The organism is Streptomyces sp. NPDC051740 (genome assembly GCF_044453165.1).
In the GTDB taxonomy this organism is placed as follows: Bacteria; Actinomycetota; Actinomycetes; order Streptomycetales; family Streptomycetaceae; genus Streptomyces; species Streptomyces atrovirens.
The window spans coordinates 1-13,216 of sequence record NZ_JBITCL010000002.1; the positions used below are offsets into that span (position 1 = coordinate 1).

Below are 13,216 nucleotides of genomic sequence, written 5' to 3' on the forward strand. Positions count from 1 at the left end.
CTGCACGGCACCGCCGACCGCATCCTGCCCATCGAGTCCACCGGCGAGCCCTTCCACCGGGCGCTGCCGCAGGCCGAGTACGTCGTCGTCGAGGGTGCCCCGCACGGCCTGCTGTGGACCCACGCCCAGGAGGTCACCGACGCCCTCCTCGCCTTCCTCGCCAAGTAGGCGAGCCCCGCTCCGTCAGGCCTGGAACACCTGTACCGCCCGTACGCCGACAGTCGGCGTACGGGCGGCACGGCCGGTCGTCAGTCCGCCCCGTGACACTCCCCGTACGCCCGCCCCGACCCGCACCAGCACGCCGCCGACCGCTCCGGGGGCCACGCCACCGCCCGGCCCCGGGCCGCCAGCGTCGTGGCGTACTGCGGGAGCAGGGTCGGGTCGGTGGGGGAGGTGAGCTCCGAGGCGGCGAAGGCCTCGTAGGACGGGACCGTGCCCGTGACGATGCCCAGGTTCGGGGTGCCGGACGCGGCCAGTTCGCGCAGGGCCGCCTCTATGGCCGCGAGGTGCTCCTCGTAGGAGGGGTACTCCTCCGCCAGGGTCGGGTACGCCTCCGTCAGTTCCGCCAGTTCGCCGGCCGGCCAGTGCAGCACCGCCACCGGGAACGGGCGGGACAGCGCCTCCCGGTACGCGCCCACTTCCGCGCGCAGGCGGATGATCTCCGCCTCCAGCTCCACCGGGTTCTCCGAGCCGAGCGACCACACCCGCTTGGGGTCGTGGAGTTCGTCCAGGGTGATCGGGAGGGTGTGGACGGTGTCCGCGAGCGCGTCCCACTCGTCGTGGGCCGCGCCGAGCATCCTGCGCACGCGGTGGCGGCCGAAGAGGAGCGGGTGGGTGGCGCGCGGGGGCTTGTCGGCGCCGGTCAGGAGGAGGAGTACCGCCTGTGTGAACGTCTCGTGCGCCTGTTCCAGCTCGTCGTGCGCCTCCAGGGACTCCGCGACGATCACCCAGGGGGCCGCGACGCGCGGGGCCGCCGTGCGGATGCCGGTGATGATCGCGCGGGCCTCCGCCTCGTGGCCGTACTCCCAGAGGTTCGAGGCCTTCAGGGCCCGGACCAGGTACGGGTCGTCCAGCTCCTGGGAGGAGGCCAGCAGGCGGTCGTAGAGGGCGGTCGCGGTGGGGCGGTCACCGGAGAGTTCGCGATGGGCGGCGGCCCGCAGGAGCAGGGCCTCGGCGTCCTCGGGGTAGAGGTCGGCGGTCCGCTCCAGGCGGTCGGCTTCGGCGGTGTGGTCGACGTTTTCGGCAGGCGTGTCGGGGCGCATGGGGGACACCGTACTGCCGGAGGGTGACAAAGGTGAGACGACCGCGGGCCGGTACGGGGTGCGGGGCGGGGAGGCGAGGAGGGGCGGAAGACCGGTGACCGCCGCCGCGTGGCCGGCCGCCGGTCGGTGACCGGCCAGAAGTTGGCGCGTTCGGACGGGTTCCTTCATATCGTTCTCACAGAGAACGTCGTTAGCGTCGCGGGCATGACAAATCCCTTACATGAGGAGCCCGACAACGCCGTCGTCTCCCGCCTCCTGCCCCGCCGCCGCATGCTCGCCCTCGGCGGAGCCGGTGCCGTGGCCCTCACCGGGCTCGGGGCGGCGCACGCCCTCGCCCGCGACGCCTCCACCGGTGCCGGCGCCGTCGAGCGGGCCAAGGCCGCGGCGCTGGCCGCCGGCGCGTGCATGGAGCTGACCACCGAGCAGATGGAGGGCCCCTACTACCTCGACTACGAACTCTTCCGGACGAACGTCGTCGAGGACCGCACCGGCATCCCCCTCCTCCTCGTCCTGCGCGTGGTGGACACCGCGACCTGCGCACCCATCCGCGACTCGGCCATCGAGATCTGGCACTGCGACGCCTCCGGCGTCTACTCCGGCTACACCGAGAACGGCAACGGAGGCGGCGGCACGCCCCCGACCGACGCGCCGACGGGTACTCCGCCCACCGACGCTCCGACCGGTCCGCCCCCGGGCGGCGGGGGCGGCGGCCACGCCACCCCGACCGACGACCTCACCTGGCTGCGCGGCATCCAGATGACCGACCGCCACGGCTTCGTCACCTTCCGGACCGTCTTCCCCGGCTGGTACGCCGGACGCGCCGTCCACGTCCACACCAAGGTGCACACCGGCGGCACCCGCACCGCCGACGGTTACACCGGCGGACGCACCTGCCACACCGGCCAGTTCTACTTCGCCGAGGAGTCGGTGGAGGCCACCGAGGCCGTCGCCCCCTACTCGGCGAACACCGCGACCCGGGTCACCCTCGACCAGGACGGCATCTACCCGGGGACCGGCACGCAGGGCGGCCTGCTCGAGCTCGTCCACGACCGGCGGCACATCGAGCGCGGTGTCGTCGGCCACATCACGATGGCCGTGGATCCCGAAGCCACCAACGACGGCGACCTGCCGCCCGGGGGCCCCGCTCCCACCGCCTCGCCCTCGCCCTCTCCCTCTCCGTCCTCCGGCGCCTGACGCACCGGAGCCCCGGCACCCCGGACATCCGGGGAGTCGGGGCTCCGGCCCGTACGGCGAGTGCCCGGCCTGGGGAACCATCGTGCGCGTGCCGGACGTTGGAAGGGCGCGGGGTCCGGGCGGAACCGGGACGGTGCTGGAGGGGAGGGACGAGTGGTGCGCGGTCGTGTGGTGTGGTCCCCCGCCGTGCTCCTGCCCTTCGTGCCGGCCCTCCTGCTCCTGCTGCCGGCCGCCGGCGGCCTCTCCGTGGTCGACGTCGCGCTCGCCGCGACCGCCGCGGCCGGTACCGCGCTCGCCGTCTGCGCCCTCCTCACCGCCCGCCGCGCGCCCGCCGTGGCGCCCACGCGGGTGCGTACGGCCATACGCGACCGTGACCGGCGTACGGCCTTCCTGCCCCAGCGCGACCCCGACGCCAAGGGGCGCACCAGACCCCGGGCACCCGGACACGCCCTCCCGGCGACCGCCGCGTAGGGCGCTTCTTCCGTACGTCCACCACGCCCCGCTGCGGGTCGTCATGCCGTCCCTTCCGTACTTCCGGCACGACGAGACCCCCGGAGGGCTCACCCATGTCCGTCTTCGCCAGCCTGGTCGAGCACCTGGCCGACCTGCTCCAGCCGCTGTTCGGCGTCTCCGCGGCGGCTGCCGCGATCGTTCTGTTCACCGCCTTCGTACGACTCCTCGTCCACCCCCTGTCCCGGGCCGCCGCGCGTGGACAGAAGGCGCGGGCGGCGCTCCGGCCGCGCATCGCCGAGCTGCGGCGCAAGCACGGCCGCGACCCCGAGAAGCTGCAGCGCGCCGTGCTGGAACTGCACGCGCGGGAGAAGGTGTCGCCGCTGTCCGGGTGCCTGCCGAGCCTGCTCCAGCTGCCCGCCTTCTTCCTGCTGTACCACCTGTTCTCCAGCGAGACGATCGGCGGGCGGGCCAACGAGCTGCTCGGGCACCGGCTGTTCGAGGCGCCGCTCGGCGGCCGGTGGGCGGACGCGCTCGGGGACGGCGGGGTGTTCGGCGGGCCCGGACTCGTGTACGTCGGGCTGTTCGCGGTCGTCACCGTGGTCGCCTGGTTCGGGTACCGGCTGTCCCGGCGGATGACGGCCGCCCATCCCGCGATGCCCGCGGCCGGTGAGGGGGAGCAGGTGCCGGGGCTGGGGGCGGTGACCAAGGTGATGCCGTTCATGTCGTTCTTCACGCTCGTCACCGTCGCCGTCATGCCGCTGGCGGCCGCGCTGTACATGGTGACCAGTACGACGTGGAGCGTGGCGGAGCGGGCCGTGCTGTACCGCTGAGCGCGGGGCAGGGCGGGGGTGCCCGTCGGCTGACGGTTGTGGGGTGGTGAGGGCTGGGTGTGCGCAGTTCCCCGCGCCCCTGGGGAGTTGGGGTTGCCGTTGGCCGGCAGCTGTGGGCTGTCCTCGCGGTCCAGTACGTGAACGGGGTATTGCGGAGTGGAGCGCGGGATCGGAGGATCGACCAGTCCTCCGATGACTGTGCCCCGCCGCATCCGGGCCGTGCTCATCGGGCGGGCCCGCGATCGAGGGAGACGGGAATCATGAAGCTGCTGCGAGTCGGTACGGCGGGACAGGAGCGGCCGGCGCTGCTCGACGACGAGGGGACCCTGCGCGACCTGTCGGGTCTCGTCGCCGACGTCGACGGGACGCTGCTCGCCGACGAGGCCGCGCTCGGCCGGATCCGGGCCGCCGCCGACAGCGGGGAGCTGCCCGCGCTGGACGGGGAGGGGCTGCGGGTCGGGCCGCCGGTGGCGCGGATCGGGAAGATCGTCTGCATCGGGCTGAACTACCACGACCACGCCCGCGAGACGGGGGCCGAGCCGCCCGCCGAGCCGGTGGTCTTCTTCAAGGCGGCGGACACGGTCGTCGGGCCGGACGACACGGTGCTGGTGCCGCGCGGGTCGGTGAAGACCGACTGGGAGGTCGAACTGGCGGTCGTGATCGGGCGTACGGCGCGGTACCTGGAGTCGGCGGAGGAGGGGCTCGCGCACGTCGCCGGGTACGCCGTCGCGCACGACGTCTCCGAGCGGGAGTTCCAGCTCGAGCGGGGCGGGACCTGGGACAAGGGGAAGAACTGCGAGACGTTCAACCCGCTGGGCCCGTGGCTGGTGACGGCGGACGAGGCCGGCGATCCGCAGGACCTGTCGCTGCGGCTGTGGGTCAACGGGGAGCTGAAGCAGGACGGGACGACCGCCGAGCAGATCTTCCCGGTGGGCGAGGTCGTGCGGTACGTCAGTCACTTCATGACGCTCTATCCCGGTGACGTCATCAACACCGGGACGCCGGCGGGGGTGGCGCTGGGGGAGCCGGAGCCGAAGCCGTTCCTGCGGGCGGGGGACGTGGTGGAGCTGGAGATCTCCGGGCTCGGGCGGCAGCGGCAGGAGTTCAAGGACGCGTAAGCGCTCCGCTGGGAAGGCGGGCGACCACGGGGTGGGGAGTTGTGGTTCGTTGTCGGCTGCGGGTTTGTCGTGGCTGGTCGCGCCCGCGCGGCGGAGCCGCATGTGGACACAGCCCCGCGCCTCTTTAGGTGGGTCGACTCGCGTCAGTGGAGAAGTGGGGCGGCGCCTGGCTTCCCGCGTCCCCTCTTTCCGCATCCATAGCGCGGTGTTATCGCCAAGTGTTAGTACCCCTGTTCGGGGTTCCTCCGGGATTCTGGGCGTGCTCATGGTGAACTTGCCGTCGGCAGGCGGCGGTTCGTCGTGGGCGCGGCCCATGGGGCCGTCACCCCCACGCGTACACGTCCAGGCGACGTGTCTCCCCGAATCGAGGAACCTTGCGCATAACAAGGCTCGTTCCCGCTCTCGCCGCGGCGGCGGTCTCCGTCCTCGCGCTTCTCGTCCCCACCGCGACCGCCACCGCGGCACCGGCACCCCCGACCACCAAGGCCCCGCAGCCCATCATCGGCGGCGGGTACGCCTCCAGCGGTCCCTGGGCCGCCCGGCTGTTCTCCAACGGCAGGGAGACCTGTTCGGCCACGATCATCGCCCCGACCTGGATCCTCACCGCCAAGCACTGCGTCACCGGCGGCGGACTGTCGTTCCGCATCGGCAGCCTGGACCAGCACAGCGGCGGCACCGTGGCCAACGGCGTCCAGACCTACACCCACAGCGCGGACCTGGCACTCGTCCGCCTCGACCGTTCCGTGCCGGCGACCTACGCCGGACTCGGGCAGCCGGGCACCGTGCGCGTCGGACAGAACGTGCAGGTGTACGGCTGGGGCGCCACCTCCCGGTGCGGCTCGGAGGCCAACTGCCAGTCCCGCTACCTGAAGGTCGCCAACGTCACGGTCACCAGCGGCTGCAGCGACGCCTACGGCGGCTCCGCCATCTGCGCCCGCCGGGGCGACGGCATCACCGCCGGCGGCGACTCCGGCGGCCCGATGATGGCGAACGGCGTCCAGGTGGGCGTCGCCTCCACCAGCGACCGCCAGACGACCACGGCGTACACCAACGTGACGGCGTACCGCTCCTGGATCCAGTCGATCGCCGGCGTCTGAGCCGTTCCCGCCCCTTCCCGCCCCTTCCCCGTCCCGGGCGGACACCGGGCCCTCACCGCGTCGCGGCGAGGGCCCTTCACGGCGGGGCGGGCCTCAGTCCGACGCGGCGGGCCCGCGGTCGGCCAGGAACCGCTCCAGGACCTCCACCACGAAGCGGTGGTCCTGGAGTTGGGGGAGGCCCGAGACCGTCACCGCGCCGATGACGCCCACGCCCTCCACCGTGATGGGGAAGGAGCCGCCGTGGGCCGCGTAGGTGTCGGGGTCCAGGCGGGAGGACGCCTCGAACGTCGTGCCCTTGGCCCGGTGGCGGGCGCCCACCAGGTAGGAGGCGGAGCCGTAGCGCTCGACGACCCGGCGCTTGCGGGCGATCCAGGCGTCGTTGTCGGGGGCGGAGCCGGGCAGGGCGGCGTGGAAGAGCTGCTGGCCCGCGCGGTGGATGTCGATGGCGACGGGGGCCTGGCGCTCGCGCGCCGTCTCCACCAGCAGGGAGCCGAGCGCCCACGCGTCGTCGTACGTGAACCGCCGGAAGACCAGGCGGCGTTCCTGGGCCTCCAGCTCCTCCACGCTCGGCGTGAGTTCCGGGGTCTGCTTCGGGGTGGTCACAGCGTCACCGTCACCTTCTCCAGGGCCGAGCGCCGCGCGGCCTCCAGTACGTCCAGGGCGGCGGCCGCCTCCCGCGCGGTCACCGGGTTGGGGGCGCCCTCCAGCAGGGCCTTCGCCACGGCCGCGTAGTAGGCGGGGTAGTCACCCGGGAGGGTCGGTACGAGGCTGCCGCCGCCGGTCACCGGGGACTCGCCGGCACCGACACGGCCCCACAGCTCCTCGGGTTCCGTGCCCCAGCCGGCACCGGACGCGCCGGGGCGCAGGCCGTCGCGCAGGGCGGCCTCCTGGGGGTCGAGGCCGTGCTTGACGTAGCCGGCCTTCGAGCCCAGGACGCGGAAGCGCGGGCCGAGCTGGGCCGTGGTCGCCGAGACGTAGAGGTGGGAGCGGACGCCGCCGGCGTGCGTCAGCGCGATGAACGTGTCGTCGTCGGTCCGCGCGCCGTCGCGCCGGATGTCCGCCTCGGCGTAGACGGCGGTCACCGGGCCGAAGAGGACCAGCGCCTGGTCGACGACATGGCTGCCGAGGTCGTAGAGCAGACCTCCGATCTCTGCGGGGTCGCCGGACTCCCGCCAGCCGCCCTTGAGCTGCGGGCGCCAGCGCTCGAAGCGGGACTCGAAGCGGTACACGTCGCCGAGTCCGCCCTCGTCGATCAGCTTGCGCAGGGTGAGGAAGTCGTTGTCCCAGCGGCGGTTCTGGAAGACGGAGAGGAGCAGGCCGCGCTCCTCGGCGAGGTCCGCCAGCTCGCGCGCCTCGGCCGCCGTGCCGGAGAGCGGCTTGTCGACGACGACCGGCAGACCGGCCTTCAGGGCGGTCGTGGCGAGCGGGACGTGCGTCCTGTTCGGGGACGCGACGACGATCAGGTCCAGTTCGCCGGCGCGGGCGAACAGCTCGTCCGGGGTCGCGGCGACGCGTACGTCCGGGAACCCGTCGCGGGCCTGTTGCTGCCGCTCGGGGTTCGAGGTGACCACCGTGTCGAGCGCGAGGCCCTCGGTCGCGGCGATCAGCGGGGCGTGGAACACGGAGCCCGCGAGGCCGTAGCCGACGAGGCCGACGCGGAGGGGAGTGCCAGTCATGGCTCTACTTTCGCAACGCTGTTGCCAAAGTGCAAGCAGCGGAGAGAATGGCCGGGTGAACAGGACGAACGACGGCATCGGCGGGGCGTACGGGACGTACGGGGCGCACGGGGCCCCGCTGGGGGTGAACCTGCTCGCCCTGCGCAGCCACAACACCGCGCTCGTGCTCGACTTGTTGCGGACCGCGGGGGCGGAGGGGATCAGCCGGCTGGAACTCGCCGAGCGGACCGGGCTCACCCCGCAGGCGGTCAGCAAGATCACGGCCCGGCTGCGGGCGGACGGGCTCGCGGCCGAGGCGGGGCGCCGGGCGTCCACGGGCGGCAAGCCGCGCACGGTACTGCGACTGGTCCCGGAGGCGGGGCACGCGGTGGGCGTCCACCTGGACCGGGACGAGGTGCGGGCGGTGCTGGTCGACCTGGACGGGACGGTGGTGGACCGGAGGCGGGCGCCGCTGGACCTGGGCGCGGGGGAGGAGGCGGTACTGGCGCGGGTGGCCGGGGTCGTCGAGGCGCTCCGGGTGCCGGGGGCGGGCGGGGCGGACCGGGCTCCGCTCGGGGTGTCGGGCGGGGCGGGCCGGGCTCCGCTCGGGGTCGGGGTCGCGCTGCCCGGGCCGCTCGACCACGAGAAGGGGGTGCTGCACCGGGTCACCGGCTTCCCCGAGTGGGACGGCTTCCCGCTCCGGGACGCGCTGGCACGGCGGCTCGGTGTGCCGGTGGTCGTCGACAAGGACACCAACGCGGCGGCGCTGGGGCTGGCGGTCGGCGGGGAGGGGGGCTCCTTCGCCTATCTGCACCTCGGTACGGGGCTGGGGGCGGGGCTGGTGATGGGCGGGAGCGTGTACCGGGGGGCCAGGACCGGCGCCGGTGAGTTCGGGCACCAGGTCATCCAGCTGGACGGGCGGCCGTGCGGCTGCGGGGCTCGCGGGTGCGTCGAGGCGCTGTGCCTGGACGCCGTCGCCCGCGGTGACCTCGCCGAGGCGGCCAGGGTGCTGGGGGCGGGGGCGGCGAACCTCGTCGGGCTGCTCGACATCGATCTGGTGCTTCTCGGGGGGCGCACCGTGGCCGCCGCGCCCGAGGCGTTCGTGCGGGGGGTCGGCGCGGTTCTCGCCGCACGGGCCCGGCGTGAGGGCGGGGGCGACGGGGGTGTGCCGGTGCGGGTCGCGCCCGGTGGGGTGCAGGGGGTCGCGGAGGGGGCGGCCCAGTTGCTCCTCGCCCCGCTGTTCGGACGGGGCGAGGCCTGACCGGGAGGCACCGGCCCTCGTGCGGCTGAGGGGCGCGGGTGTCGCTCGGCGGCGTTGTCCCCCGGGTGCCTCCCAGGTCCTTACCGGCCGTTTCGGACTCGGTCCGCTCCAACTCGCTCGCAGCGACATCCGCCCGCGACGACTCCGGACGTCATGCCGAAACGATCAGCAAGCCACGAGAACGCCACGGCCCACCTCTTCCGGAGACCGTGATCGACGTCATCTCCGTGAACCACGTGCGCGCGGGGACCGTTGTACGGCCGGATGCCCTCGAGAAGCGACAGCTGGACGCGGCGACCATGACCGCGCTTCCACGGGCGACGACGGGAAAGAGTACTCATGAAACTGACAGTCAAGACCGCGGTGGTAGGGGCGGTCCTCGCCTCCACCGCCGTACTGGCGGCTCCGGGAACCGCATCGGCCGATGAACCCGTGACCCGCTGTGAAGAAGGCCAGATCTGCCTCTACGACGGCCACAACCTCACCGGGAGCAACCTGCAGCTCCAGTACCGGGTGGACATCCCCAACATCGGCTGGGCGTGGAACGACCGGGCCAGCTCGGTGTGGAACCGCAGCGAGGGGTTCGTCTGTGTCTACACCGATGCCGACTACTACGGCTACCACTTCAGCATCCCGCCGGGTGGGAAGCAGGAACTCCTGTTCCTCTACGACAACGCGGTGAGCTCCCTCGAGTACGGTGGCTGCGGCGGCTGAGCCGGCTGGTCGACCGAACCCGCCATCCGCCCGCGCTTCGAGGGAGGATGGCGGGACGTGGCCCGAACCCCAGGCCGAAACGATCGGTTGAGGCGCTGGGGGAGGCAGGACTGTCCGCGGTCATCTCCCCACCGCGCAGGCGTCCCCGTTCAGCATGAACCTCGGCGGTGGTGCCGTGTCGCCCGTGTGTTCCGCGAGGTAGCCCAGGGTGATGCCCGCGCCCGGCGCGATCGCGGCGTTGTGGGTGGCGTCGGACGCCGTGACCACGTTGCTTCCCTGGGTCAGGTCCGTGTTCCAGTCGGAGACGACCGTCTGGCCCAGGGCCAGCGGGAACTCCAGTGTCCAGCCGTTCACCGGGGTGTCGCCGGTGTTGGTGACGGTGAGGTCGACCGTCATGCCGGTGCCCCAGGCCGTCACCGTACGGTCCACCCGGCAGGTGGGTTCCTCCCGCGAGAAGGACACCTTGTGCAGGCCGCCGGGCAGGTCGTTGACCACGTAGAACTCCCCGTCGGCGGTCGTGCCGACCGACGTCACCTGCGTGGGCGTCTCACCGATCTCGGCCTGCTCGTAGCCGCCCCGCCCGTCGGGCCGCAGCGCCCAGACCGTGGACGAGCAGTAGTCGGTGGCGATGTACGTGCCGCCCACCAGGTCGGCGTACTCCCGGCCCCGGTACACGTGCCCGCCGATGACCGAACAGCCGCCGGTGTAGGGGGAGTAGGTGAAGACCGGCTCGGTGTACTCCTCGCCGGGGCCGCAGTCCCCGCCCGTGAACCTCTCCAGGCCCTCGTAGCAGGACCAGCCGAGGTTCAGTCCGCCCCGGCCGGGGGCGAGATGGTCGATCTCCTCCCAGCGGCCCTGGCCGACGTCGCCGATCCACATCGAGCCGTCGGCCCGGTCGAAGGAGAACCGCCACGGGTTGCGCAGCCCGTACAGCCAGATCTCCGCGCGGGCGCCGGGCGTGTCCACGAAGGGGTTGTCGGAGGGGACGCAGTACGCGAGTGAGCCGCACGCGCGGCTCACGTCGATCCGCATGATCTTGCCCAGCAGGGTGTCCAGCCGCTGTCCGGAACGGAAGGGGTCCCCGGAGCCGCCGCCGTCGCCGATGCTCCAGTACAGGTTGCCGTCGGGGCCGAAGGCGAGCTGGCCGCCGTTGTGGTTGCTGTACTCGGCGTGCTCCTGGGAGAGCAGGGGCTCCAGACGGGAGTCGTCGAGCCGGTAGCGGGCGACGGTGACCGCGCCGTCGGGCAGCGCCGTGTACGCCAGGTACAGGTCCTGGCTGTCGGCGAAGTCGGGCGGGAGGGCGATGCCGAGCAGGCCGCGCTCGTTGCCGGACTCGTCGACGGACGGGGTGATGTCGATCAGCGGGGTCCGCTCCAGACCGGTGTCCGGGTGGTAGACGCGGACGGTGCCGGACTTCTCGGTGATGAACAGCCGGTCCGTGCCGTCGTCGGGGGCGGCGATGGCGGTGGGCCGTCTCAGCCCGGAGGCGACCTGGGTGGTGGTCGCGCCGATCGAGGACAGGGGGACGGCGGACGCGTCCTCCTCCGCCGCCGCGGTGGCGGACGGGACGAGGGCCGACACCACCGCGAGCAGGGCGCACAGGACGAAGGCCGGACGGAGCCGCACCTTAAGGGCATGTATATGACAAGCCACGATCTCCTTCTTTCCGTGTGCTGTCGGCGGCCGATGAACGGGGCTGTGGGGGCACGGGCGGTCGTGGGAGCGCTCCCGTCACCTCAGGCTGCGACGCACACGACACAGCGGCAACACATGTTCGCGCCACTTTCGCGCCGCCTGACGCGAACGCCGCCCCCGCCCCGCCGCCGCCGAACCACCCGCCCACCCGCCGGCCGAGCCGTATCCGGCATTCCCCCAAGATCCGGGTCTGTTTAGGCTGGGGCGCACGCAGGACCGCGCACGGCAGGAGATCCCGCACATGGCAGACCGCAAGCCGATCGAATCGTGGCTCACCGACATGGACGGGGTGCTGATCCACGAGGGTGTACCGATCCCCGGCGCCGACGCCTTCATCAAGAAGCTGCGCGAGTCCGGGAAGCCCTTCCTGGTCCTCACCAACAACTCGATCTACACCCCGCGCGACCTGCACGCCCGGCTGCGCCGCATGGGCCTGGAGGTGCCGATCGAGAACATCTGGACCTCCGCCCTCGCCACCGCCAAGTTCCTGGACGACCAGCGTCCCAGCGGCTCGGCGTACGTCATCGGCGAGGCCGGTCTGACCACCGCGCTGCACGACATCGGCTACATCCTCACCGACCACGAGCCCGACTACGTGGTCCTCGGGGAGACCCGGACGTACTCCTTCGAGGCCATGACGAAGGCGGTCCGCCTGATCAACGACGGCGCCCGCTTCATCTGCACCAACCCCGACGAGACCGGCCCCTCCACCGAGGGCCCGCTCCCGGCGACCGGCGCGGTGGCCGCGCTCATCACCAAGGCGACCGGCAGGCAGCCGTACTTCGCGGGCAAGCCCAACCCGCTGATGATGCGCACCGGCCTCAACACCCTCGGGGCCCACTCCGAGAGCAGCGCGATGATCGGCGACCGGATGGACACCGACGTGCTGGCCGGCATCGAGGCCGGGATGCAGACGTTCCTGGTGCTCACCGGGCTGACCCGGACCGAGCAGGTGGAGAACTGGCCGTACCGGCCGTCCAAGGTCGTGGACTCCATCGCGGACCTCGTCGATCTGATCTGACACCGACGTTCACCCGTACGGAGTAATCGCCGCGCTCGCGAGGATGCGGCCCGGGACCCCGCGCGGGACCCTCCAGATGTCTGGAGGTGCACGATGGGTTCCGACGAGGAACGCTGCCCGTCCGGCACCGGGCGGCTGCTCGCCGGTGTGGCCTGGGCGGTGCTGCTGCTCGGGCTGTGGCTGTGGGGCCGTGAGCGAAGTGACGTACCCGCCGGGATGTCCGGGACCGCCACCGGTGACATGGCGGCGGCCGGACGGCCTCCCCGGATCGAACTGCCGCCCGCGCACCGCCCCTTGGCCGCCGCGGTGCCGCGGCGCCTCGACATCCCGGCCCTCGGCATCCACGTACCGGTGGTGGCCGACGGGTACGGCCGGCCGGACACGGTCGGCCGGCCCGCGGACGGGGTGACACCGGGGGAGCCCGGCACCGCGCTGCTGGTGGGGGCGGCCGCCCTCCACCCCGTGGACGCGCTCGAGCCCGGCCAGGAGATCCGGGTGACCCGCGCGGACGCCGCCGGGAGCGCCGAGTTCACCGTGGAGGACGTCCGGGTCCTCTCCCACTCCCCCGAACGGTTCGACACCCGGCGGACCCCCGAGCCGCGCCGCGCGGGACGGGCCGAACTCCGGCTGGTCGCCTGCGCCGGGACCCCCGACCGGACCACCGGCGGCTGCACGGCCGACGTCATCGTCTCGGCGTATCTGACCGCGACCGGGCCTTGAGCACCGGTGCCCACCCACCCGGCCCACCCACCCGGCCCACCCACCCGGCCCACCCACCCGGCCCACCCACCCGGCCCACCCACCCGGCCCGGCCGGCCGGGCCGGTCCCCGGAGGCCGTCGGCCGGGCCGGTCCTCGACCGCGCGGGGTCCGGGCCGCGGGAGTGACCCGGCGGCCGGCCGCGGGAGTGACCCGGC

14 protein-coding genes are annotated in these 13,216 nt (G+C 73.2%); 10 read left to right on the plus strand and 4 right to left on the minus strand.

Features of this window, described 5'->3' with window-relative positions:
• Window positions 1–168: alpha/beta fold hydrolase (locus tag ACIA6T_RS03060; RefSeq protein WP_399445295.1), on the plus strand; the 168-nt coding region annotated here is incomplete at its 5' end.
• A gap of 80 nt (window positions 169–248) precedes the next feature.
• Here the strand turns inward: ACIA6T_RS03060 and ACIA6T_RS03065 are convergent.
• Window positions 249–1,262: an SEC-C domain-containing protein gene (locus tag ACIA6T_RS03065; RefSeq protein WP_399444816.1), complete on the minus strand. Its 1,014-nt coding sequence runs from the start codon at window positions 1,260–1,262 to the stop codon at window positions 249–251.
• A 204-nt stretch (window positions 1,263–1,466) separates the two neighbouring features.
• On the opposite strand from ACIA6T_RS03065, the gene ACIA6T_RS03070 reads away from it, so the two are divergent.
• From ACIA6T_RS03070 to ACIA6T_RS03090, 5 genes are all read left to right on the plus strand, one after another.
• On the plus strand, window positions 1,467–2,456 hold the full coding sequence (locus ACIA6T_RS03070; protein WP_399444817.1) for an intradiol ring-cleavage dioxygenase: 990 nt from the start codon (window positions 1,467–1,469) through the stop codon (window positions 2,454–2,456).
• 153 nt (window positions 2,457–2,609) lie between these two features.
• Window positions 2,610–2,927: a DUF6412 domain-containing protein gene (locus ACIA6T_RS03075; protein ID WP_399444818.1), complete on the plus strand. Its 318-nt coding sequence runs from the start codon at window positions 2,610–2,612 to the stop codon at window positions 2,925–2,927.
• A gap of 95 nt (window positions 2,928–3,022) precedes the next feature.
• A complete protein-coding gene (locus ACIA6T_RS03080; RefSeq protein ID WP_399444819.1) occupies window positions 3,023–3,739 on the plus strand; it encodes a YidC/Oxa1 family membrane protein insertase in 717 nt (238 codons plus the stop codon).
• Between the two features lie 260 nt (window positions 3,740–3,999).
• Window positions 4,000–4,857 carry a fumarylacetoacetate hydrolase family protein gene (locus ACIA6T_RS03085; RefSeq protein ID WP_399444820.1) on the plus strand — a complete coding sequence of 286 codons (858 nt, stop codon included), beginning with the start codon at window positions 4,000–4,002 and terminating at the stop codon, window positions 4,855–4,857.
• A gap of 374 nt (window positions 4,858–5,231) precedes the next feature.
• Window positions 5,232–5,954, plus strand: a complete 723-nt coding sequence (locus tag ACIA6T_RS03090) for a S1 family peptidase (protein ID WP_399444821.1) — start codon at window positions 5,232–5,234, stop codon at window positions 5,952–5,954.
• 93 nt (window positions 5,955–6,047) lie between these two features.
• On the opposite strand, the gene ACIA6T_RS03095 is transcribed toward ACIA6T_RS03090, so the two are convergent.
• Window positions 6,048–6,557, minus strand: coding sequence for a heme-degrading domain-containing protein (locus ACIA6T_RS03095; RefSeq protein WP_399444822.1), 510 nt, complete (start codon window positions 6,555–6,557; stop codon window positions 6,048–6,050).
• Entirely contained in the window at window positions 6,554–7,630 is a 1,077-nt protein-coding gene (locus tag ACIA6T_RS03100) for a Gfo/Idh/MocA family oxidoreductase (protein WP_399444823.1), read from the minus strand. The genes ACIA6T_RS03095 and ACIA6T_RS03100 overlap by 4 nt, the downstream gene beginning before the upstream one ends.
• Window positions 7,631–7,685: 55 nt before the next feature.
• Between ACIA6T_RS03100 and ACIA6T_RS03105 the strand changes: the two genes are divergently transcribed.
• Window positions 7,686–8,870, plus strand: coding sequence for an ROK family protein (locus ACIA6T_RS03105; RefSeq protein ID WP_399444824.1), 1,185 nt, complete (start codon window positions 7,686–7,688; stop codon window positions 8,868–8,870).
• A 339-nt stretch (window positions 8,871–9,209) separates the two neighbouring features.
• A complete protein-coding gene (locus ACIA6T_RS03110; protein ID WP_399444825.1) occupies window positions 9,210–9,584 on the plus strand; it encodes a peptidase inhibitor family I36 protein in 375 nt (124 codons plus the stop codon).
• A gap of 120 nt (window positions 9,585–9,704) precedes the next feature.
• On the opposite strand, the gene ACIA6T_RS03115 is transcribed toward ACIA6T_RS03110, so the two are convergent.
• Window positions 9,705–11,210, minus strand: a complete 1,506-nt coding sequence (locus ACIA6T_RS03115; RefSeq protein WP_399444826.1) for a PQQ-dependent sugar dehydrogenase — start codon at window positions 11,208–11,210, stop codon at window positions 9,705–9,707.
• Between the two features lie 310 nt (window positions 11,211–11,520).
• On the opposite strand from ACIA6T_RS03115, the gene ACIA6T_RS03120 reads away from it, so the two are divergent.
• Together ACIA6T_RS03120 and ACIA6T_RS03125 are read left to right on the plus strand one after the other, a co-directional pair.
• The gene (locus ACIA6T_RS03120) at window positions 11,521–12,300 is read left to right on the plus strand and encodes an HAD-IIA family hydrolase (RefSeq protein WP_399444828.1); all 780 of its coding nucleotides are present in this window, start codon (window positions 11,521–11,523) and stop codon (window positions 12,298–12,300) included.
• 93 nt (window positions 12,301–12,393) lie between these two features.
• Window positions 12,394–13,020 (plus strand): class F sortase, encoded by a 627-nt coding sequence (locus ACIA6T_RS03125; RefSeq protein ID WP_399444829.1) that lies wholly within the window; start codon window positions 12,394–12,396, stop codon window positions 13,018–13,020.
• Window positions 13,021–13,216 lie beyond the last annotated feature (196 nt).